The organism is Rugamonas sp. FW305-51, from assembly GCF_058786935.1.
Genome location: NZ_JBYSZG010000008.1, coordinates 98217 through 119752, shown reverse-complemented (window position 1 = coordinate 119752; position 21536 = coordinate 98217). Strand labels below are relative to the sequence as shown.

The window sequence follows — 21536 nt, the reverse complement described above, 5'->3', positions numbered from 1 at the left end:
CCCCTTGCCGGTTCAGGCCTGCCGCCTGAACCGGAGCTCACCGCCCACCGCCACCAGCATCGGCATTTCACGGATCGGCAGGATACCGATCACGTTGTGCAGGCGCTGGCGGCACAGCACCAGCGCATCCTCTTCCTCGGCGGCGATCCGCATCAGCACTTCCAGTCCGGCCGCCCCGCCCGTCGTGCGCAGGCTGCGCAGTTCCAGCCCCAGCCGCCGCACGATGGCCAGCGCGCCCTCCAGCGTGGCAATGGCGCCATCGGCTTCGATGCAGAAACGGAGGGTCTTTTGGTGGAGTCGGGTGCAGGTAGTCATGCGAGAACTATACCGTCCAGGGCCGGGAATAGGCTCCCGTAATGCGCCATGAATTGGGCATTATCTAGAAGATTCCTCCATGGATTGTTAGAATAGAAGAATCTTCATCCATCGCTTGGCAAAATCATGGAACACCACCACGAACTCGACGAAGTCGACCGCCGCATCCTGCGCGAACTGCGCCTCGATGGCCGCCTCAGTAACACCAGGCTGGCAGAAAAAGTGGGACTGTCCACCACGCCTTGCTGGAACCGGGTCCGGGCGCTCGAAGAACGGGGCGTGATCGAAGGCTACACCGCCCTGCTCAGCCAGCAATCGCTCGGCTATCCCGACACCGTCATCATCGAAGTGACGCTGGACCGCCACGACGACGAGATCTTCGAAAAATTCGGCCAGGCCCTGGCCGAGCTGCCGGAAGTGATGGAAGCTTACCTGCTGACGGGCGAATATGACTACCTGATCAAGGTGGCCGTGGCCGGCACGGCCGGCTACGAGGAATTCCTGCGCCGCAAACTGTACAAGCTGCCCGGCCTGCGCCACAGCCGCTCCACCTTCGTACTGCGCTGCCTGAAACGCAGCTATTCCGTCGAGCCGTAAACTGGTGGGGCCGCCATACAACAACCTGAGCCAGCCGCGCCCCCGAGTCGTGAAATGATAATTGATTGTCATTAAATGACAAGCGGCTACTGTCCTTGCCGGAACACAATGAATTTCAAGAAATCAAAAATAGATTTCATCCCGGCACAGAACGATCCACTCAGGAGACCCCCGCATGGCCAAGAATTTCTACCTGCGCTGCGCCGCAGCGCTAGGTAAGCTCAACATAGGATTGCGACTGACGATGGGCTTCGGCCTGACCATGGTGCTGCTGGTGGCCATCATCGGCGTCTCGCTGCTGGCCATGGCCGGCATGCAGCAGCGGGTGGACACCATCCTGCAAGACCAGTACCGCAAGGTGACCGATGCGAGCGAAGTGAAATACAACGTGGCCATCATCCACCAGCTGCTGCGCAGCGCCATCATCGCCGCCGAGTACCAGGGCGAAAACGCGGTGGCCCAGCAGATCAAGCCCGTGCGCGCGCGCAACGCGGCCCTGGTAACGGGCTTGCAGGCCAGCTTGCGCGAGCCGGCCGACAAGCGCGCGCTGGACGACATCATCAAGGCCAGCGAGGCCGACCAGGCCAACCAGAAGGAACTGTTCCAGCTGCTGAACGCCGGCAGCCTGACGGAAGCGAAGAGCATGCTCAACGCCACCATCCGCCTGTCCGAACAGGAGTACGTGACGGCCCTGCAAACGCTGGTCAAGCTGCAGTCCGAGCACATGGCGCGCGAATCGGCCCAGTCCAACGCCGGCTACGCCAACGCCCGCACCCAGTTGCTGCTGATGGGCGTGGCGGCCCTGGGCCTGGGCGGCATTGGCGCCTGGCTGCTGGTGCGCGGCCTGCTGCGCGAGCTGGGGTGCGAGCCGCGCGAAGCGAGCCGCATCGCCGGCCGTATCGCCGACGGCGACCTGTCGGTGCAGATCGCGCACCGCAGCCGTACGGAAGACAGCCTGCTGGCCGCGCTCGAAACCATGCGCGACAAGCTGGCCGACCTAGTCAGCCAGGTGCGCAGCGGCACCGAGCAGATCGCCACCAGTTCGTCGGAGATCGCCGGCGGCAACCAGGAACTGTCGCGCCGCACGGAACAGCAGGCCGGTTCGCTGGAGGAGACGGCCGCCTCGATCGAGGAACTGACGGGCACCGTCAAGCAAAACGCGGACAATGCCCGCACCGCCAACCAGCTGGCCATCAAGGCATCCTCGGTGGCGACCGACGGCGGCAACGTGGTGGGCCGCGTGGTGCAGACCATGACGGCCATTAACACCGCCTCGTCGCGGATCAGCGACATCATCGGCGTCATCGATGGCATCGCCTTCCAGACCAACATCCTGGCCCTGAACGCGGCCGTGGAAGCGGCCCGCGCCGGCGAACAGGGGCGCGGCTTTGCCGTCGTCGCCTCGGAAGTGCGCAACCTGGCCCAGCGCAGCGCCTCGGCCGCCCACGAGATCAAGGCCCTGATCAACGATTCCGTGACCCAGGTCCGGCTGGGCAGCACGCTGGTGGCCGACGCCGGCGTGACGATGACGGCCATTGTCGACAGCGTCAAGCACGTGACCGACATCATGGGCGAAATCATGGCGGCCAGCCAGGAGCAGACCTCCGGCATCGAGCAGGTCAACGCGGCCATCATGGATATCGATGGCGTGACCCAGCAAAACGCGGCGCTGGTGGAACAGGCCGCGGCGGCGGCGGCCTCGATGCAGGACCAGGCCAGCCGGCTGGCCGAGCTGGTAAGCATCTTCAAGCTGCCGGGCGCAACGGCGCACCGGCCGCGCGCGGCGGTGACGGCGCCCGTCCTGCGGCGCCAGCTGGCATGAGCAGCAATTGGGCGGCAATTGGGCGGCAAGCGCGCCGCAAATGCGCGGCCGGCTTGATCTGACGCCGGTTGCCCTGCCCGCGCGTGTGCATCAAACTTGATTTGACGTGGGTTCGGCGCCCGGGAACGGCTTTCAGATACCTCACAAAGTGATATAGTTTCCTCAACAGGGGCATGGCCACAGTCCCCTGCCGGTCACAAGCCAATCAACTCGAGGAGATGCGATATGAGCACGTTAGACTTTTTGAAGATGCCGTTTTCCGCCCACGGCGCCTGGGACAAACTAAGCCAGGTCCACCCCGCGATCTGGAAGACCCTGTTGTCGCTGGTGCTGCCGCTGTCGCTGATCCCGCCTGCCATGTTGATCTACGCCGGCAGCCACCATCCGGAGGTGTACTGGATGACGGCCTCGGCCCAGCGTTTCCAGATGATCGCCGTCCTGTTCCTGTTGGCCGAGTTGTGTACCGTACCGTTGATGGCGCAGGCCATCAAGACCATCGCCGAGGCGCACCAGGTGCGCGTTGAATTCCGCGACACGCTGCTGCTGGCGGCCATTTCGGCCGTGCCCATGTGGCTGTCGGCGCTGGCGCTGGCCATCCCCAGCCTGCTGCTGACGGTAGCCATCCTCGTGGTGGGCCTGCTGGCCGCGTTGATGCTGCTATTCCAGGGCAGCACCACCATCCTCAAGATCAGCAACGACATGGAAGCGCAGGAAATCTGCTCCCAGGCCTACGCCGTCGGCGCCCTCGTGTGGACGCTGCTGTGCGTATTCGTCAAGCTGAGCCTGATGTCCTGACCGGCATCCCCAAAAATGGGGACGTACCCCTTTTTCTAAAAAAGCCGACGGGTCGCAGTTGCGGCGCGTCGGCTTAATCAAAAATGGGGTACGTCCCCATTAAAAAATGGGGACGTACCCCTTTTTCTGTCAGAAGTGGTATTCGGCCCGCAGCATCGGCGTCTTGGCCACGTAACCCTGGCCGCCCGTGGTGGCCGAGGTGTTGCCGAACTTGTTGCGCCAGTACTGGTACTCGATGCCGACCTTGAACACGTTCTTGGCGTGGCCCATGGCGGCGCCCGCGTCCAGCATCAGCTGCAGGTCGATATTGGTTTCAGCGCCGGTGTCGTTGCCCACTTCGTCCTTGCCCTTGGCCGCGATGAAGTTGGCAAAGCCTTCGAACGAGACCAGCGAGGCGACCGGAATGGCCCAGTCGGCCGTCAGCATGGCATGGGTCTTGTAGGTGTAGCGGCCCGTGACGGTGGAGATCGGCGGGAAGGCGCCGCTCGGGGCGTTGCTTTCGTTGAGCAGCAGCAGGCTGGTGTTCAGGTGGCCCGGCACGTCCCACATCAGCGTGGGGCCCAGCACCAGCATGCGCTTGCGCGAGTTGTAGCCGACGTCGTTCTTGGTGTTGACGTCGAAACCGGCCGTCAGGCCCACGCTGTTGACGGGGCCGAACTTCATGCTGGTGCCGCTCACCTTGGCCAGGTCCAGCGTGTGGCGATACAGCACGTAGGCTTCCTGCGCGCCCGCGGTCTGGGTCAGCGAGGCCGGGTCGTTCTTGTCCGACACCAGGAAATCCACGTTGAAGAAGTTGGTGCCGTAGGCGTAACCGCTGACGCTGGTCAGGGCGAAGATGTTCTTCTTGATGTCGTTGGGATTGAACGGCTCGCGGTAATCGTTGCCGGTACGCCAGCTAATGGAGGTGTCGCTCCAGTTGGCGGCGTGGGCGGCAGTGCCGGCCAGGCACAGGCAGGCGATGGAAGTAATCTGTGGCAGCTGTCTCATTGTAGTTTTAATCATGTCGATACCAAAGTGATGGATGCGGTTCGCCCCGCCGGCGCCATCGCTGGCGCCGGCACGGCTGTACCGCAGGGGGAAAGTAAGTACGCCGCCTCAGCCTGCGCCGAGGTAGACGAACTTGAAGGTGAACACGCAGGCAATCGCCCAGATCACAGGGCGCACTTCGCGCACACGGCCGGTCAACAGCTTCAGCACCGCGTAGGAGATGAAGCCGAAAGCCACGCCCAGGGCGATCGAGTACGTGAACGGCATGGTCAGCGCCGCGATGGCGGCGGGCACGCTTTCGGTGGTGTCGCTCCAGTCGATGTCGACCAGTTCGCGCAGCATCAGGCAAGCCACGTATAGCAGGGCCGGTGCGGTGGCGTAAGCCGGCACCACGCCCGCCAGTGGCGAGATGAACAGGGCCGCCAGGAACAGCACGGCGACGGCCACGGCCGTCAGGCCGGTACGGCCACCGGCTTGCACGCCGGCCGCGCTTTCGATGTAGGCGGTGGTGCTCGAGGTGCCCAGCATGGAGCCGGCCACGATGGCGCAGCTGTCGGCCAGCAGGGCCTTGTTCAGGCGTTCCATCTTGCCGTTGACCAGCAGGCCGGCGCGGTTGGCCACACCCATCAGGGTGCCGGTGGCGTCGAACAGTTCAACCAGGAAGAACACCAGCACCACGTTCAGCAGGCCCACGGAGACGGCGCCCATGATGTCCAGCTTGAAGATGGTCGGTTCCAGCGAAGGCGGCGCCGATACGATGCCGTTGAACTGGTTGCCGCCAAAGAAGAAGCTCAGCACCGTCACGGCCAGGATACCGATCAGGATGGCGCCCTTCACTTGCAGCTTGTCCAGTGCCACGATCAGGAAGAAGCCGAGGATGGCCAGGATCACGGGCGCCGAGTGCAGGTTGCCCACGCCCACCAGGGTGGCGGGATTGGCGACCACGATGCCGGCGCTCTTCAGCGAGATCAGGCCCAGGAACAGGCCGATACCGACCGTGATGGCGGTGCGTATCGAGTGCGGTATGCCATTGACGATCATTTCGCGCAGCTTGAACACGCTGACGAACAGGAACAGGCAGCCCGAGATGAACACGGCGCCCAGCGCCATCTGCCACGGCATGCCCATGCCCTTGACGACGACATAGGCAAAGTAAGCGTTCAGCCCCATGCCCGGTGCCAATGCAATCGGATAGTTTGCATACAGGCCCATGACCAGGCAGCCCAATGCGGCCGCGACACAGGTGGCAACAAAGACGGCGCCTTTCGGCATGCCGGCATCGCCCAGGATGGAAGGATTGACGAAGATGATATACGCCATGGTCAGGAAAGTGGTCAGGCCGGCCACCAGTTCGGTGCGGACGTCCGTCCCGTTTTCCTTCAGTTTGAAGAATTTCTCGAGTAACAACATTTTTGTCTCCATGTTCTGTTTTAGTACTGCTGTAGCCATGCGCTGATTAAACAAGGGAACAACCAGCGCTGACTTGATGTGACCTTAGCCCACCTGCCGCCGCACCACGTGCGGATGACGGCATACTTGCTATCTGCTATTTCCCATAACAGCTGGGGCGCGCCGCATGGTGTGCGGCGCATGCCCCTTACTGCCCTCCTCTAATTTTGTAACCAGCCGGTTTATACGAATTGTCCAATCTGTGCTTCCACGGCCTTGCGTACCGAGCCCGTGGTGATGAAGGAGCGCGCCATGGTGATGTCGTCGTGGAACCAACGGTCACCATCGAGGCAGGCCGGAATCTGGCTGCGCACGGACGCGTAGGCGGCGGCCGTGCCCTTGCCCAGCACGAAACCGGGCAGCAAGTCTTCCGTCATGGTGAGCGCCTGGGCGGCCAATAACATTTCCACGCCGACGATGTATTGTGTATTTTCCACAACGGTGGCCGCCTTGCGGGCGCACCAGGTCGAGTTCGACACGTGGTCTTCGCTGTTGCCCTTGGCCGGAATCGAATCCACGCTGCCCGGCATGCACAGGGTGCGGTTCTCCATGACCAGCGAGCTCAGCGAGCACTGCACGACGGGATAGCCCGTGTTCACGCCCCGCACGCCCGACATCAGGTTGCGCGGCAAGCCCCAGGACAGCGTCGGGTCGATCAGGCGCGCCACGCGGCGCTCGACGATGCTGCCCAGGTCGGCCACGGCCATGGCCAGCAAGTCCATGGCCTGCGCCAGGTACTGGCCGTGGAAGTTACCGCCCGAGATGATCTCGAAGCCGCCCTCGTCCTTGCTGAAGATCAGCGGATTGTCGGTGGCCGAATTCACTTCCTTGGCTATGATGGTGTCGATGTAGTCGAGCGCATCGAACACGGGGCCGTAGACTTGCGGCGCGCAGCGCAGCGAGTACACGTCCTGGATGCGGGCCGTGTAGGGAATGTCGGTGCGGCGCAGCTCTTCGGGGAACTGCACGGCGCGCGCTTCGTGGGTGGTGCGGGTCGAGCCTTCCAGCAGGTGGCGCATGATGGCCGCCGTCTTGATCTGGCCGGCGTGCGGACGGGCCGTGTGGATGCGGGGGTCGAAGGCCGACATCTCGGCGCGCATCGCTTCCAGCGTCAGGCCCAGCGACAGGCAGGCGTCCGACAGCAGGTTGCGGGCATCGCTGGCCGCCAGCAGGGCCACGGCCAGCGACACGGTGCAACCGTTGATGAGGGCCGACGCATCCTTGGCCTTCAGTTCGAATTCCACCGGGCCCACGTTGGCGGCGCGGATCGCTTCCGGCGCCGACATGCGCTTGCCCCGGTAGATCACTTCGGCCTGCTCGAAACCGCAGATGGCGGCCGCCAGGTAGGACAGCGGCGCCAGGTCGCCCGAGGCGCCCACGGAACCCTTCTGCGGCATGATGGGGTGGATGCCGGCGTTGACGAAGGCCAGCAGGCGGTCCACCACTTCCACCCGCGGCGCCGAGTAGTTGCTGGCGAAGGCGTTGGCGCGCAGCAGCATGGTGGCGCGGCTCACCTCTTCCGGGAACGGCTCGCCCATGCCGGCCGCGTGGGCCCTGATCAGCTGGGTCTGGAACAGGTTGATGTCCTGCACCTTGACGCGGGTGTCCTTGAGCATGCCCACACCCGTGTTGAAGCTGTACATCATGGGCGCTTCATCGTGCATCCAGGTCGATTCGATGTAGTCGCGGCTTTCCTTCAGGGCCGCGCGGGAGGAGGCGGCCAGGTTCACTTCGATGCTGTGGTCGCGCGCCACGGCCACCACTTGGGCCGCCGTCAGGTTGAAACCGTTGATGGTTGTCGTTGTCATGATTGCTCTTTCGATTAGTTATAGGGCGCTCAGTTGGCGCCGGCCGCGAACCAGGCGCCGATTTCGGCGCGCTCTTCGGGCGTAATGTTGGTCATGTTGCCAATTGGCATAGCCTTCAGGACGACGGCCTGCTGGTTGACCTTGGTCGCGTTCTGGTGGATCAGCTCGGGGGTGTTGAGCATGATGCCGGCCGGTGCGGTGGCAAAGCCGGGCTGGGTCGGGGTGGCCGAGTGGCAGCTCACGCAACGCTGGTTGATGATGGCTTGCACACGGCCGAAGTCCGGCGCGGCCACGGCGGCGGCATGTTCCTCACCGCTGACACCAGCCTGGGCCGATGGGGCGGCCTGGGCGGCGGGACGGGGCGCGATCACGATGGCCACGGCCAGCAGGATGGCGACGCCGGCGGCGGGGAAGCCCCAGGCCGTGCGGCCATGGTGGCGCAGGTTGAAGAAGTGGCGGATCAGCACGCCGGCGGCGATGATGGCGCCCAGCAGCGCCCAGCTGTAGGCATGGCTGTAGGTCATGGCGTAGTGGTTGCTGATCATGATCAGCAGCACAGGCAGCGTGAAGTAGTTGTTGTGGACGGAACGTTGCTTGGCCTTCTTGCCGTGGATGGGATCGGGCGCTTCGCCCCGCTCCATCGCTTCCACCAGCTTGCGCTGGCCGGGGATGATCAGCATCAGCACGTTACCGACCATCATGGTGCCGATCATGGCGCCCACGTGGATGTAGGCCGCGCGGCCGCTGAGGAAGTGGGTCAGGACGAAGGCCATGGCGACGATGAACACGTACATGACGATGGCCAGCAAGCCTTCGCGCTTGCCCAATGGCGAGCGGCACAGGCCGTCGTAGACGATCCAGCCGAACAGCAGGCTGCCGAGGCCGACGGCGATCGATTGCCATTGGGTCAGGTCGGCCACGGACTTGTCGATCATCATGGCCGACGCGTTGAAGTAGTAGACGATGAACAGCAGCGAGAAGCCCGACAGCCAGGTGGCATACGCCTCCCATTTGAACCAGTGCAGGTCCGACGGCAGCTCGGCCGGCGACACCAGGTATTTCTGCGGGTTGTAGAAACCGCCGCCGTGGACGGCCCACAATTCGCCGGACACGCCCTTCTTGGCCAGGTCGGAACCGGGCTTGGGCGGACGGATGCTGTTGTCGAGCCAGACGAAGTAGAAGGACGCGCCGATCCACGCGATCCCCGTGATCAGGTGCAGCCAGCGCACCAATAAATTAAGCCAGTCCACGCCATATGCGAGCAGTTCCATGTCTTCCTCTTGATTGGATTTAAGCTCGTCTGCCACCGCGGGCGCTCCAGACGATTGGGACTTGGTCCCTGTTGGCCGCGAACTGTTGAAAGCTCCGCTGCGACCGTTTTTGAAGACCACGCACAGGCAGTGCGCGGCATGGACTGAACGATAAAACTAATTCTGGCCTTTCACATTGGAATCGACGTATATTAAAAATAGGAACGAAGTTATAGACATTGAAAGCCATGGCACAATTACCCGATCATTTAGACCTGCACCTGATACGCATCCTGTACCTGTTACTGTGCGAAAAGAACGTCTCGCGCGTCGCACTCAAGCTCGACCAGCCGCAACCCTCCATCTCCGCCTCGCTGCGCAAACTGCGTGAACTGACGGGCGATCCGCTGCTGGTAAGGGGTGGAAGGGGCATGGTGCCGACCCAGCACGGCGAGAGTTTGAAGAAGCCCGCCAAGCGCATCCTGGACGAAGTGGGCCAGCTGTTTTTGCACAAGACGCCGTTCGCCTCGATGGAAGAAAGCCGCACCTTCCGCATCGGCGCGCCGGACTACCTCGACATCCAGTTTTTACCGACGGTTGTGGCGCGCTTGCGACGCGAGTCGCCCAAAAGCCGCATCATCATCCACAGCCTGGGGCAGGAAGTGGACTCGATCCGCATGCTGTCGGACGGTGACCTGGACCTCATCATCGGCAACTGGGAAGAGCCGCCCGAGCATTTGCACCTGTCGCGCCTGTTCGAAGACCCCATCGTATGCGCCATGCGCGCCGACTCGCCCTACGCCAAGCGCACGGGTGCCAACGACATGACGGTGGACGACTACCTGAACCTGCCGCATGTGGCGCCCTCGCCCACGCTGCCCGGATTCCACGGCGTGATCGACAGCTTCCTGGCGCAGCAGGGTCTGGAGCGCAACGTGATGGTGGAATCGGCCTATTTCAGCCTGATCCCCCACATGCTGACCCAGACCGACCTGGTACTGACGACGGGCCGCCAATACCTGCGCTTCTACGAGCGCAACCTGCCGATCAAGGTCTACACGGTGCCGCTGCGTTTCCCGGCGATGCGCTTCTACCAGCTGTGGCATGAGCGCGTGCACCAGGCCCCCGAGCACAAATGGCTGCGCGACCAGATCACCCAAGCGGCCGCCGCCCTGAGCGGCAAATAGAATAAATTGGGACGTACCCCTTTTCTGTCCCCCTTTTCCGAAGAAGGGGAAACGCGAACAGAAATGGGGTACGTCCCCATTTTTAGGAAAAGGGGTACGTCCCTAGGAAAAGGGGTACGTCCCCATTTTTTGGTTGACGTTTTTTTGACGGCGCATTTGGACGGCTGGGGACGCGGGCGTGGTGGGCGGGCAACACTTGCCATATCCGCATGCTGAACTTCCCTATGCGCGGTGGCTTATATATAAGTGCTGCCGTGCCTATACTATTCTTCATATATCAAGGACGGCGCCAGGTCCCATGCGCCGGGCCACCTATACTGAGGAGACAGGCTGGTGGGGCCGCCTGCACAAAAAATGACGATCACTCTCGAACACCTGAACCAGTGCGGCGCCGATGAATTCACGCGGCTGTTGCATGGCTTGTATGAACACTCGCCGTGGATCCCCGAGCGCGCCGCCGCCGGCCGCCCCTACGCCACCGTGACCGCCCTCAAGCAGGCACTCGAGCGCGTGGTGCGCCAGGCCACCGTCGAGGAACAACTGGGCCTGGTCCGCGCCCACCCCGAGCTGGCCGGCAAGGCCGCCCTGGCCGGCACCCTGACGGCCGAGTCCACGGGCGAGCAGGCCAAGGCCGGCCTGACCCAGTGCAGCCCGGAGGAACTGGCTACCCTGCACCGCCTCAACGCTGAATACAACGCCCGCTTCGGCTTCCCCTTCATCCTGGCCGTCAAGGGCCCGACCGGCAACGGCCTGACCCGCCAGGAGATCATCGCCCACTTCACGCGCCGCCTGCGCGCTCAGCGCGACGATGAACTGGCCGAGTGCCTGCGCCAGATCGGCCGCATCGCCGCCATGCGCCTGAACCTGCTGATGGACTTGCCGTTCCGCTTCGGCCCCACCATCATGGCGTGGTCGGAAATCATCGGCGCGTGGAGCGACGATCCGGACAACCTGACCTGCGCCTACATGACGCCGGCCCACAAGAAAACGGCCGCCCAGCTGGCCGAGTGGATGACGGAAGCGGGTATGCAAGTGCATATCGACCCGGTCGGCAACGTGGTGGGCCGCTACCTGTCCGACCGCCCCGGCGCCAAGTCCCTGCTGACCGGCTCCCATTACGATACGGTGCGCAACGGCGGCAAGTACGATGGCCGCGAAGGCATCCTGCTGCCCATCGCCGTCGTCAAATATATGCACGAACGGGGCGAACGCCTGCCCTTCCACCTGGAGATCATCGGCTTTTCGGAAGAGGAAGGGGTGCGCTACCAGAGCACTTTCCTGGGCAGTAACGCCGTCATCGGCCAGTTCGACATGACGCTGCTGGACAAGGCCGACGCCCAGGGCATCACCATGCGCCAGGCGCTGACGGAAGCGGGCCACGACGTGAGCACGATCCCCACCGTCGGCCGCAAGCCGGAAGACGTGCTGGCCTTCGTCGAAGTCCACATCGAACAAGGCCCCGTGCTGCTGAACCGCGACCTGCCCGTGGGCGTGGTCACCTCCATCGCCGGCAGCTGCCGCTACCAGGTGGAGCTGACCGGCCTGGCCAGCCACGCCGGCACCACGCCCATGACCATGCGCAAGGACGCCGCCGCAGCAGCCGCCGAGATCGTGCTGTTCGTCGAACAGCGCGCCAGCCAGGCGCCGTCGCTGGTGGGCACCGTGGGCCAGTTGCAGGTGCCGGACGGTTCCGTCAACGTGATCCCGGGCGCCTGCAAGCTGTCGCTCGACATCCGCGCCGCCGACGATGCCACCCGCGATGCCGCCGTGACCGACATCCTGAACCAGGCCGAAGCCATCTGCGCCCGCCGCCAGGTGGAGATCAAGGTGACCAAGATCATGTCCGCCCCGGCCGCGCCGTGCGCGCCGTGGCTGGTCAGGCAGTTCGCCGCCGCCACCGAGCAGGCCGGCGTGGAAGTGTTCGAGCTGCCGTCCGGCGCCGGCCACGATGCCATGGCATTGGCCCGCATGACGGATGTGGCCATGCTGTTCACGCGCTGCGGCAACGGCGGCATCAGCCACAACCCGCTGGAAACCATGACGGCCGACGACGCCGAGGTGTCGGCCCAGGTGTTCCTGGACTTCCTGCGCAACTTCCAACCGAAATCCTGACGTAACGACACTGTTTTATCAGATTCAAACGATACAAAAGCAGATTTCTATAATCAATTGAGCATAGTAGCCATCGCAGCCCGGATATTGGTAGGTGGGCCGGTGGCTGCTAACCTGTGCAAACAGCATCAGTTCAACAGCGCGGAGCATCCAATGTCAGAACCAATTCGATTTTTCTACCGCGGCGAGGTCCACACCGTCGCGCAAGGCGCACCGACCCGTACCCTGCTCCAGCACCTGCGGGAAGACCTGCACTGCACCGGCACCAAGGAAGGCTGCGCCGAAGGCGATTGCGGCGCCTGCACCGTGGTCGTGGCCGAACTCCAGCCGAACGGCGAAGTGGCCATGCAGTCGGTGAACTCCTGCATCCAGTTCGTGCCCACCCTCGACGGCAAGGCCGTATTCACCGTGGAAGACCTGCAACAGGCCGACGGCGCCCTGCACCCGGTGCAGGAAGCGCTGGTCGAGTGCCACGGCTCGCAGTGCGGCTTCTGCACCCCCGGCTTCGCCATGTCGCTGTGGAGCCTCTACCTCAAGCAGGAAGGCCAGACGGCAGCGCCCTGCCGCAAGACCATCGACGAAACCCTGTCCGGTAACTTGTGCCGCTGCACCGGCTACCGCCCCATCATCGACGCCGCGCGCCGCATGGGCGAACTGCCTGCCGTGCAGTTCGACCGCGATGCGCTCAAGACGGCGCTGCAAGCCCTGCAGCGCGACGCCATGTTCAGCTACAGCCACGACGGCCAGACCTTCCATGCCCCCCGCACGCTGGCCGAACTGGCCACCCTGCGGGCCGAAAAACCCACCGCCACCATCGTGGCCGGCTCCACCGACGTGGGCCTGTGGGTCACCAAGCAGATGCGCGACCTGGGCGACATGATCTACGTCCGCATGGTCAAGGAACTGCACGAGATGGAAGTACGCAACGGCATGCTGCACATTGGCGCCGCCGTCAACCTGAACGACGCCTACGGCGCCGTCTGCGAGCACTACAAGGACGAGCTGACGGAAATGTGGCAGCGCTTCGCTTCCCAGCCGATCCGCAACACGGGCACCCTGGGCGGCAGCGTCGCCAACGGCTCGCCCATCGGCGACTCCGCACCGTGGATGATCGCGCTCGGTGCCGAGATCGTGCTGCGCAGCGAAAAAGGACAGCGCGTGCTGCTGCTCGAGAAGTTCTACCTCGATTACATGAAGAAGGACTGGGCGCCGGGCGAGTTCGTGGAAGCCGTGCGCATACCGCTGCCGCGCAAGGGTGTGCAGTTCCGCACCTACAAGCTGGCCAAGCGCTACGACCAGGACATTTCCGCCGTCTGCGGCGCCTACGCCATCACACTGGACGACGCCGGTATCGTGAGCGACGCCCACATTGCCTACGGCGGCATGGCCGCCACCTCGCGCCGCGCACCATTGGCCGAGGCGGCCCTGAACGGCAAGCCATGGAACGAAGAGAACCTGAAGCTGGCAATGGCCGCACTGGCCAGCGACTACACGCCGCTGACGGACATGCGCGCCAGCGCCGACTACCGCATGAAGACGGCCCAGAACCTGCTGCGCCGCTACTGGCTGGAGACGCGCCCGGACGGCGCCATGCCCATCCAGTCGATCAACGCATTCAACTACGCTGAAGGAGGCGCCGCAGCATGAACAGCAAAACGGAAGCTTTCCTGACCCAGCAGGTACCGATGGCCTGGGCCGAAGTGGGCAAGTCGCACAAACATGAATCGGCCGTGCTGCACGTGCTGGGCGAAGCCACCTACACCGACGATATCGCCGAAGCGCAAGGCACGCTGCACGCCGCGCTGGGCCTGTCGGCCAAGGCGCACGCCAACATCCTGTCCATGGACCTGGAGCCGGTGCGCCGCATGCCCGGCGTGGTGGCGGTCTACACCCACAAGGATATCCCGGGCACCAACGACTGCGGCCCCATCATCCACGACGACCCTATCCTGTCCGAGGGACTGGTGCAGTATGTCGGCCAGCCCATCTTCATCGTCGTCGCCAAGAGCCACGACCAGGCCCGCCGCGCCGCGCGCAAGGCCGTGATCGAATACGAGGAACTGCCGGCCATCCTGACCCCGCAGGCCGCCCGCGACGCGCAATCGTTCGTGGTGCCGCCCATGCATTTGGCACGCGGCGACGCGCAAGCGGCGTTCGAGCGTTCCACCCACCGCCTCAAGGGCGAACTGCACGTGGGCGGCCAGGAGCAGTTCTACCTGGAAGGCCAGATTTCGTACGCCGTACCGAAGGAAGGCGACGGCATGCACGTGTTCTGCTCGACCCAGCACCCCACCGAGATGCAGCACGTGGTGGCCCACGCCCTGCACCGCCATTCGCACGACATCGTGGTGGAATGCCGCCGCATGGGCGGTGGTTTCGGCGGCAAGGAATCGCAGTCCGCGCTGTGGGCCGCCTGCGCCGCCATCGCGGCCGCGCGCACCAAGCGCCCCGTCAAGCTGCGCGCCGACCGCGACGACGACATGATGGTGACCGGCAAGCGCCACTGCTTCTACTACGAGTACGAGATCGGCTACGGCGACGATGGCCGCATCAGCGCCGCCAAGGTGCAGATGGTGTCGCGCGCCGGCTACTCGGCCGACCTGTCGGCCCCGGTGGCCGCCCGCGCCGTGTGCCACTTCGACAACACCTACTATCTGGGCGACGTGGACATCCGCGCCATGTGCGGCAAGACCAACACCCAGTCCAACACGGCCTTCCGCGGCTTTGGCGGCCCGCAGGGCGCCATCGCCATCGAGTACATCGTGGACGAGATCGCGCGCAACCTGGGCATGGACGCGCTGGACGTGCGCAAGGTGAACTTCTACGGCCGCAACGACGAGGAAGGCCGCAACGTCACGCAGTACGGCCAGAAGATCGTCGACAACGTGATCCACGAACTGGTGGAACAGCTGGTCAGCGAGAGCGACTACCGCCAGCGCCGCGACGAGATCAACGCCTTCAACGCCACCAGCCCCGTGCTCAAGCGCGGCCTGGCGCTGACCCCGGTCAAGTTCGGCATCGCCTTCAACGTCACTCACTTCAACCAGGCCGGCGCGCTGGTGCACGTGTACACGGACGGCTCGGTGCTGGTCAACCACGGCGGCACGGAAATGGGCCAGGGCATCAACACCAAGGTGTGCCAGGTGGTGGCGCACGAACTGGGCATAGGCCTGGACATGGTGCGCGCCAGCGCCACCAACACCAGCAAGGTGGCCAACACCTCGGCCACGGCCGCATCGACGGGCGCTGACCTGAACGGCAAGGCCGCACAGGACGCCGCCAACACCATCCGCAAGCGCCTGGCCGATTTTGCCGCCAAGCGCCACGGTGGCGAAGCCGATGACGTACGCTTCGAATCGGGCCTGGTGCATGTCAACGGCGATACCGTGCCTTTCCCGGAACTGGTGCAGAAGGCCTACATGGCCCGCGTCCAGCTGTGGTCGGACGGCTTCTACGCCACCCCCGGCCTGCACTGGGATCCGAAAACCATGAGCGGCAACCCGTTCTCCTACTATGCCTACGGCGCCTCGGTGTCCGAAGTGGTGGTCGATACGCTGACGGGCGAATGGAAGCTGCTGAAAGTGAACGCCCTGTACGACGCAGGCCAGTCGCTCAACCCGGCCATCGACGTGGGCCAGGTGGAAGGCGCCTTCATCCAGGGCATGGGCTGGCTCACCACCGAGGAACTGTGGTGGAACGCGGGCGGCAAGCTGATGACGCATGCACCGTCGACCTACAAGATCCCCGGCGTATCGGACTGCCCGGAGGACTTCGACATCCGCCTGTTCAAGAACAGCAACGTGACCGACAGCATCCACCGCTCCAAGGCGGTCGGCGAACCGCCGCTGCTGCTGCCGTTCTCGGTGTTCCTGGCGATCCGCGACGCCTGCTCCAGCGTGGCGGACCACAAGTTCAATCCGCCGCTGCGCGCCCCGGCTACCAGCGAAGCGATCCTGAACGCCATCAGCGCGGTGCAGGAACTGGCCCAAGGCTGAACGACATGGCAAACGGAACGTCCTCTCCGACCAACGCACTGGTGGCGGCCGCCGCACTGGCCGAGCCGCGCATCCTGGTGACGGTGGCGCAGGTGGCCGGTTCGGCGCCGCGCGAACCGGGCGCCAAGATGCTCATCACCCGCGATGGCGCCTACGACACCATAGGCGGCGGCCACCTGGAAATGCGCGCCACCGACATCGCCCGCGAAATGCTGGCCATGCCGGCCGGCACGCTGCCGGCGGAGCGGCGGCTGGAACGCTTCCCGCTCGGCCCCAGCCTGGGCCAGTGCTGCGGCGGGGTCGTGCAGCTGGCGTTCGAGCGCATCATGCCCGAGGCCGACGCCCATTTCGCCACGCTGGTGCGGCGCAAGGGTGAAGGCCAGGACAGCTGGCGCCTGATCCCGCTGGGTTCCACGGAAGCGGCCAGCATCTACGACGCGGCCGGCCTGCGCCTGTCCGGCGCCGGCCCCGCGCTGCTGCCCCTGCCAGGCCCCGGCATCGACTGCAAACTGCGGCCCGATGACGAGGGACGCCAGTGGCTGGTCGATTCCTGCCTGCCCTACCGTCCCCGCCTGTACCTGTTCGGCGCCGGCCACGTGGGCGCGGCCATCGTGCGCGCGCTGGCGGAGCTGCCTTGCCAGGTGGTGTGGATAGATGAGCGGGAGGACATGTTCCCGTCCGCCCTGCCGGCCAACGTGCGCATCGAAGCGACCGATACGCCGGAAGCGGTGATCGAGGAAGCGCCGGCCGGCGCCTCCTTCCTGGTGCTCACGCACAGCCATGCGCTGGACCAGCAATTGTCCGAGCACATACTGCGCCGCACCGACTTTACCTGGTTCGGCCTGATCGGATCGGCCACCAAACGTGTACAATTCGAACGACGCCTGCGCGAACGGGGCATACCGGCCGAGCGCATGGCAGACATGACTTGCCCGATCGGCCTGCCCGGCATCCGCGACAAGGCGCCCGCCGTCATCGCCGTATCGGTGGCGGCGCAGCTGATGCAAGTATGGGAAGCCGCCGCCCTTGCCTCGCCGGCAGAAACGATAACGGCATTGGCCGATACGCCAGCCCAGGACCACACATGCACCGCCTGATTTCCTCTACATCGCCCGCAACACAGGCGCTCTCACTCTCCGGCAGCGCCGGGGCGGGAGCGCTGCATCGCTGTACATCCCACTAGCCAGCGCGCTAGCTTCAACACCATCAAGAAGGGACTGCCCGCGCACCTGCGTGCCGGCAGTCAGCGACCACCTGCGTCTCGCATCATCGGAATCAAGGAATCATCATGGCAAGTACACTCACGTCCGGCACTTTCCAGGCATACCGCGCCAGCCTGCTGCACTTTAACGACGACCCGGCCTACCACAGCAACGCCTACAGCTGGCACGAGGACGGCCTGCTGGTGGTCAACGACGGCAAGGTCCACCTGGCCGGCGACTACGCCCGGCTGGTGCACTTCCTGCCCGAAGGCACGCCCGTGCACGACTATCGCGGCAAGCTCATTACGCCCGGCTTCATCGACACCCACGTGCATTATCCGCAGACGGACATGATCGCCTCGCCCGCACCGGGCCTGCTGCCATGGCTGGAAAAGTACACCTTCCCCACCGAGCGCAAGTTCGCCGATCCGGAGCACGCCACCCAGGTCGCCAGCTTCTTCCTCGACGAACTGACCCGCTGCGGCACCACCACGGCCATGGTCTACTGCACCGTGCACCCGCAGTCGGTGGACGCCTTCTTCGGCGAAAGCGAGAAGCGCAACCTGCGCATGGTGGCCGGCAAGGTGCTGATGGACCGCAATTGCCCCGACTTCCTGCGCGATACGGCCGAATCGGGCGTGCGCGAAAGCGAAGAACTGATCAAGCGCTGGCACAAGCGGGGCCGCCAGCTGTACGCCATCACGCCGCGTTTCGCCCCCACCTCGACGGAAGCCCAGCTGGAACTGGCCGGCGCGCTGGCCAAGGCCTACCCGGACACCTTCCTGCAAACCCACGTGGCCGAGAACAAGGACGAAGTGGCCTGGGTCAAGTCGCTGTTCCCCAACGCGCGCAGCTACATGGACGTGTATGACCGCTACGGCATGCTGCGTCCGCGCTCGATGTACGCGCACTGCATCTGGCTGGACGACGCCGACCGCGCCCGCATGGCCGAAACCAAGTCGGCCATCTCGATCTGCCCCACCTCCAACCTGTTCCTGGGCAGCGGCCTGTTCGACTTCGAACGCGCCAATGCGCAGCAGGTGCCGCTGTCGCTGGCCACCGACGTGGGCGGCGGCACCTCGTTCTCCATGCTGCAGACGATGAACGAGGCCTACAAGGTGGCCCGCATGGGCGGCACCTACCTGCAAGCCATGCGCATGTTCTACCTGGCCACGCTGGGCGGCGCGCGCAGCATGCAGCTGGAAGGCACGATCGGCAATTTCGCGCCGGGCACGGAAGCGGACTTTGTCGTGCTCGACCCGAAGGCGACGCCACTACTGGCGCGCCGCACCGAGCGCACCGACAGCCTGGAGGAGCTGCTATTCGCCATCGCCATGCTGGGCGACGACCGCACCGTGGCCGCCACCTATGCCGCCGGCAAGGCCGTACACCTGCGCCAGGATTGAACATGGACCGCCTTTCCAACGAAGGCCGGGCCGCCCTGGCGCCGCCCGGCGTGACCAGCGCAGCCGAATGGCAGACGCGTGTCGACCTGGCCGCCTGCTACCGGCTGTGCGCACTGTATGGCTGGGACGATGTGATCTACACCCACATCACGGCCGCCGTGCCGGATCAGCCAGGGCATTACCTGATCAATCCGTTCGGGCTACGCTTCGATGAGGTGCGCGCGTCCAACCTGGTCAAGGTCGACCATGCGGGCAATATCGTTTGCCGCTCCGGGCATTCCATCAACCGCGCCGGCTTTGCGCTGCACGCCGCAGTACATGGCGCGCGGCCGGAACTGGGCTGCGTCATGCATCTGCATAACGGCAACGCCATCGCCGTCGGCGCGCAAGGACAAGGCTTGCTGCCGTTATCGTCGCACGCCTTGCGCTTCTACCAGCAGATCGGCTACCACGACTACGAGGGACTGGTGCTGACGGCGCCGGAGGCGGCGCGGCTGGTCAAACAGCTGGGGGACTTTCCCGCCCTGCTGCTGCGCAATCACGGCTCGCTCGTCTGCGGGCGCACCGTGGCCGAAGCGTTCGCGCGGATGGAGACGCTGGACAAGGCCTGCGGCTTCCAGCTCAAGGCGCAGGCGGGCGGCGCGCAGCTGCGCATGCCGCCGCATGACGTCTGCGTCCAGGCCCAGCGCGACCTGGAGGGCGGCGGCGCACTGGAAGGCGCGCTGGAATGGCCTGCCCTGCTGCGCAAGCTGGACCAGCTCAGCCCCGCCTACCGAAACTGAGTCATTTAAAAGAACGAGGAGAGATTATGCCCACCATTAACGTCCAGGTCTTCGAAGGCCGCACGCTGGAACAGAAGCGCGCCTTCGTCAAGGCCGTCACCGAAGCGACCGTCGCAACGCTGGGCGCCACGCCCGAATCGGTCGATATCATCATCCACGAGTTGAAGAAAGAAGACTGGGCGACCGCCGGCCGCCTGTGGTCCGACCGGCCCTGAGCCGCCCGGGCAGCTTTCGACTCAGGCAAATTCCAGTACATCGGCCAGCGGCTTGCGCGGCTTTTGCGGCCAGTTGCCGGGCGCCGCATAGCCTGCCGTGACGAGCATGACGGGCACTTCACGCTCCGTCAGCCCGAACTCCCGCGCCACGCCGGCGGCGTCGAAGCCACTGAGCGCGCTGGTGGCCAGGCCCATGCCTTCGGCCGCCAGCATCAGCGTCATGGCCGCCAGCGAAGCGGAGCGCAACGCCTCATCGCGCTGCAACTGGGGCTGTTCCGGATGGGTTGCGCGCGCCATACTCACCCAGCCGTCCGCGAACGCCTGGCCCATGATGCCCGCCTCCACCGACGGCTGGAGCGCCGCCGGCAAACCTTCATGCGCCGCCAGCGTGCCGCAAATGATGAAGGTGACGGCCGCATCGGACACCTTGCGCTGGCCGAACGCCAGCGCCTGCAGGCGCGCCTTGGCTGCCCCGGTCCGCACGGCGACGAACTTCCAGTTCTGGAAATTGTAGGCCGACGGCGCGCGCGTGGCGAGGCGGACCAGCTCTTCGATCTGCGGCGTCTCCAGCGTGCGGCTGGCATCGAAATGATTGGCCGAGATACGGTTCTCGATCAGTTGACGGATGGTGTGTGTGGCGTGTGGCATGACAATTCCTCTACAGTTAAAGAACAAAGACAATTCAGGCGCGTACAGTGACGGATAACTGTGCCGGTACGGCAGGCCGCATGCTCCACTGCACGGCAAGCACACTGCCCAACACAGCCAGGAAGCCCAGCATGGCACTGCCGCGCATGGTCTGGCCGAGAACGATCCAGCCCAGCACCACGGCAGTGAGGGGGCTGAGTAACCCAAGCGACGACACGGCCACGGGCGACAGCCTGGCAATGCCGCGGAACCACAGCGCGTAGGTGAGCAGCGTGCCGACCACGCCCAGATAGGCATAGGCCAGCAAGGCTGACGTGCCCAGGTGCGGCAACGGCGGCTCGGCAAACCACGACAACGGCGCCAGCATCAGCCCTCCGATCAGCAGTTGCCAACCCGTGAATGCGAGCACTGGCACTTCCGGTTTCCAGCGCCGCGCCAGGAAGCTGCCGGCGGCCATGCAAGTGGTGCCGGCCAGCGCGGCGGCGATCCCGATCGGATCCCACGCCGCGCCAGGCGCCAGCAGCAGCAAGGCCATGCCCGCCACCGCCACCAGCGACGCCACCACCGCCATCCGGGCCGGCGCACTGCGGTCGGCCACCCACGCGAAACCCATCACAAGCAAAGGCTGCACCGCCCCCATGACCGCCGCCAGCCCGCCGGGCAGGCGATATGCGGCCACGAACAGCAAGGCCTGGAAAATGCCGATATTCAGGGCAGACAGCACAAGCAGCTGCCCCCAGAACGCCCGTTGCGGCCACTGGCGCAACAGCAGCGCCAGCAAAATGCCGGCCGGCAGGGTGCGTACGGTGGCTGCCGTGAACGGCATGGCGGGCGGGAGAAATTGCGTCGTGACGATGTAGGTCGTGCCCCAGAACAGGGGCGCCAGCGCAGTCAGCGCCGTATCAAGCAAGCGGGTGTGGTTTTTTGGTCGCATTTTGATTTACCTTCAATTCAAGATAAATCAGT

18 protein-coding genes are annotated in these 21536 nt (G+C 64.8%); 11 read left to right on the top strand and 7 right to left on the bottom strand.

From position 1 onward, the window contains the following. Positions 1-12: 12 nt before the first annotated feature. Entirely contained in the window at positions 13-315 is a 303-nt protein-coding gene (locus tag AC3WOS_RS08415; RefSeq protein ID WP_492715450.1) for a hypothetical protein, read from the bottom strand. 126 nt (positions 316-441) lie between these two features. On the opposite strand from AC3WOS_RS08415, the gene AC3WOS_RS08410 reads away from it, so the two are divergent. The 3 genes from AC3WOS_RS08410 (at position 442) to AC3WOS_RS08400 (ending at position 3529) form a co-directional block, all read left to right on the top strand. Then, complete coding sequence (locus AC3WOS_RS08410; RefSeq protein ID WP_492715449.1) at positions 442-912, top strand: Lrp/AsnC family transcriptional regulator; 471 nt, start codon at positions 442-444, stop codon at positions 910-912. A 175-nt stretch (positions 913-1087) separates the two neighbouring features. After that, positions 1088-2734, top strand: coding sequence for a methyl-accepting chemotaxis protein (locus AC3WOS_RS08405; RefSeq protein ID WP_492715448.1), 1647 nt, complete (start codon positions 1088-1090; stop codon positions 2732-2734). 225 nt (positions 2735-2959) lie between these two features. Then, positions 2960-3529 (top strand): Yip1 family protein, encoded by a 570-nt coding sequence (locus tag AC3WOS_RS08400; RefSeq protein ID WP_492715447.1) that lies wholly within the window; start codon positions 2960-2962, stop codon positions 3527-3529. A gap of 129 nt (positions 3530-3658) precedes the next feature. On the opposite strand, the gene AC3WOS_RS08395 is transcribed toward AC3WOS_RS08400, so the two are convergent. The 4 genes from AC3WOS_RS08395 to AC3WOS_RS08380 form a co-directional block, all read right to left on the bottom strand. After that, positions 3659-4516 carry an outer envelope protein gene (locus AC3WOS_RS08395; RefSeq protein WP_492715446.1) on the bottom strand — a complete coding sequence of 286 codons (858 nt, stop codon included), beginning with the start codon at positions 4514-4516 and terminating at the stop codon, positions 3659-3661. Positions 4517-4624: 108 nt separating this feature from the next. Next, positions 4625-5926 carry an NCS2 family permease gene (locus AC3WOS_RS08390; RefSeq protein ID WP_492715445.1) on the bottom strand — a complete coding sequence of 434 codons (1302 nt, stop codon included), beginning with the start codon at positions 5924-5926 and terminating at the stop codon, positions 4625-4627. A gap of 221 nt (positions 5927-6147) precedes the next feature. Beyond that, positions 6148-7773 (bottom strand): HAL/PAL/TAL family ammonia-lyase, encoded by a 1626-nt coding sequence (locus tag AC3WOS_RS08385; protein WP_492715444.1) that lies wholly within the window; start codon positions 7771-7773, stop codon positions 6148-6150. A gap of 29 nt (positions 7774-7802) precedes the next feature. Continuing rightward, a complete protein-coding gene (locus AC3WOS_RS08380; RefSeq protein WP_492715443.1) occupies positions 7803-9044 on the bottom strand; it encodes a urate hydroxylase PuuD in 1242 nt (413 codons plus the stop codon). 227 nt (positions 9045-9271) lie between these two features. Here AC3WOS_RS08380 and AC3WOS_RS08375 point away from each other — a divergent pair, with 227 nt between their 5' ends. From AC3WOS_RS08375 to AC3WOS_RS08340, 8 genes are all read left to right on the top strand, one after another. Next, complete coding sequence (locus AC3WOS_RS08375; protein ID WP_492715442.1) at positions 9272-10210, top strand: LysR family transcriptional regulator; 939 nt, start codon at positions 9272-9274, stop codon at positions 10208-10210. 354 nt (positions 10211-10564) lie between these two features. After that, entirely contained in the window at positions 10565-12322 is a 1758-nt protein-coding gene (locus tag AC3WOS_RS08370) for an allantoate amidohydrolase (RefSeq protein WP_492715441.1), read from the top strand. 153 nt (positions 12323-12475) lie between these two features. Continuing rightward, positions 12476-13969 (top strand): xanthine dehydrogenase small subunit, encoded by a 1494-nt coding sequence (gene xdhA, locus AC3WOS_RS08365; protein ID WP_492715440.1) that lies wholly within the window; start codon positions 12476-12478, stop codon positions 13967-13969. Further along, positions 13966-16317 carry a xanthine dehydrogenase molybdopterin binding subunit gene (xdhB, locus tag AC3WOS_RS08360; protein ID WP_492715439.1) on the top strand — a complete coding sequence of 784 codons (2352 nt, stop codon included), beginning with the start codon at positions 13966-13968 and terminating at the stop codon, positions 16315-16317. Before xdhA ends, xdhB begins: the two co-directional genes overlap by 4 nt. Positions 16318-16322: 5 nt before the next feature. Then, on the top strand, positions 16323-17414 hold the full coding sequence (xdhC, locus tag AC3WOS_RS08355) for a xanthine dehydrogenase accessory protein XdhC (RefSeq protein WP_492715438.1): 1092 nt from the start codon (positions 16323-16325) through the stop codon (positions 17412-17414). Positions 17415-17605: 191 nt separating this feature from the next. Continuing rightward, the gene (gene guaD, locus AC3WOS_RS08350) at positions 17606-18925 is read left to right on the top strand and encodes a guanine deaminase (RefSeq protein ID WP_492715437.1); all 1320 of its coding nucleotides are present in this window, start codon (positions 17606-17608) and stop codon (positions 18923-18925) included. A 2-nt stretch (positions 18926-18927) separates the two neighbouring features. Next, complete coding sequence (locus AC3WOS_RS08345) at positions 18928-19707, top strand: class II aldolase/adducin family protein (protein ID WP_492715436.1); 780 nt, start codon at positions 18928-18930, stop codon at positions 19705-19707. Then, complete coding sequence (locus tag AC3WOS_RS08340; RefSeq protein WP_492715435.1) at positions 19653-19922, top strand: 4-oxalocrotonate tautomerase; 270 nt, start codon at positions 19653-19655, stop codon at positions 19920-19922. Before AC3WOS_RS08345 ends, AC3WOS_RS08340 begins: the two co-directional genes overlap by 55 nt. A 21-nt stretch (positions 19923-19943) precedes the next feature. Here the strand turns inward: AC3WOS_RS08340 and AC3WOS_RS08335 are convergent, their stop codons facing one another. Next, positions 19944-20570 (bottom strand): nitroreductase family protein, encoded by a 627-nt coding sequence (locus AC3WOS_RS08335; protein WP_492715434.1) that lies wholly within the window; start codon positions 20568-20570, stop codon positions 19944-19946. 34 nt (positions 20571-20604) lie between these two features. Further along, positions 20605-21504: an EamA family transporter gene (locus tag AC3WOS_RS08330; protein ID WP_492715433.1), complete on the bottom strand. Its 900-nt coding sequence runs from the start codon at positions 21502-21504 to the stop codon at positions 20605-20607. Between the last annotated feature and the right edge of the window lie 32 nt (positions 21505-21536).

Bases quoted from the DNA above. Each gene is read 5' to 3' on its own strand.
- AC3WOS_RS08415 (WP_492715450.1), bottom strand. From the start codon at position 315: ATGACTACCTGCACCCGACTCCACCAAAAGACCCTCCGTTTCTGCATC.
- AC3WOS_RS08410 (WP_492715449.1), top strand. From the start codon at position 442: ATGGAACACCACCACGAACTCGACGAAGTCGACCGCCGCATCCTGCGC.
- AC3WOS_RS08405 (WP_492715448.1), top strand. From the start codon at position 1,088: ATGGCCAAGAATTTCTACCTGCGCTGCGCCGCAGCGCTAGGTAAGCTC.
- AC3WOS_RS08400 (WP_492715447.1), top strand. From the start codon at position 2,960: ATGAGCACGTTAGACTTTTTGAAGATGCCGTTTTCCGCCCACGGCGCC.
- AC3WOS_RS08395 (WP_492715446.1), bottom strand. From the start codon at position 4,516: ATGAGACAGCTGCCACAGATTACTTCCATCGCCTGCCTGTGCCTGGCC.
- AC3WOS_RS08390 (WP_492715445.1), bottom strand. From the start codon at position 5,926: ATGTTGTTACTCGAGAAATTCTTCAAACTGAAGGAAAACGGGACGGAC.
- AC3WOS_RS08385 (WP_492715444.1), bottom strand. From the start codon at position 7,773: ATGACAACGACAACCATCAACGGTTTCAACCTGACGGCGGCCCAAGTG.
- AC3WOS_RS08380 (WP_492715443.1), bottom strand. From the start codon at position 9,044: ATGGAACTGCTCGCATATGGCGTGGACTGGCTTAATTTATTGGTGCGC.
- AC3WOS_RS08375 (WP_492715442.1), top strand. From the start codon at position 9,272: ATGGCACAATTACCCGATCATTTAGACCTGCACCTGATACGCATCCTG.
- AC3WOS_RS08370 (WP_492715441.1), top strand. From the start codon at position 10,565: ATGACGATCACTCTCGAACACCTGAACCAGTGCGGCGCCGATGAATTC.
- xdhA (WP_492715440.1), top strand. From the start codon at position 12,476: ATGTCAGAACCAATTCGATTTTTCTACCGCGGCGAGGTCCACACCGTC.
- xdhB (WP_492715439.1), top strand. From the start codon at position 13,966: ATGAACAGCAAAACGGAAGCTTTCCTGACCCAGCAGGTACCGATGGCC.
- xdhC (WP_492715438.1), top strand. From the start codon at position 16,323: ATGGCAAACGGAACGTCCTCTCCGACCAACGCACTGGTGGCGGCCGCC.
- guaD (WP_492715437.1), top strand. From the start codon at position 17,606: ATGGCAAGTACACTCACGTCCGGCACTTTCCAGGCATACCGCGCCAGC.
- AC3WOS_RS08345 (WP_492715436.1), top strand. From the start codon at position 18,928: ATGGACCGCCTTTCCAACGAAGGCCGGGCCGCCCTGGCGCCGCCCGGC.
- AC3WOS_RS08340 (WP_492715435.1), top strand. From the start codon at position 19,653: ATGGCCTGCCCTGCTGCGCAAGCTGGACCAGCTCAGCCCCGCCTACCG.
- AC3WOS_RS08335 (WP_492715434.1), bottom strand. From the start codon at position 20,570: ATGCCACACGCCACACACACCATCCGTCAACTGATCGAGAACCGTATC.
- AC3WOS_RS08330 (WP_492715433.1), bottom strand. From the start codon at position 21,504: ATGCGACCAAAAAACCACACCCGCTTGCTTGATACGGCGCTGACTGCG.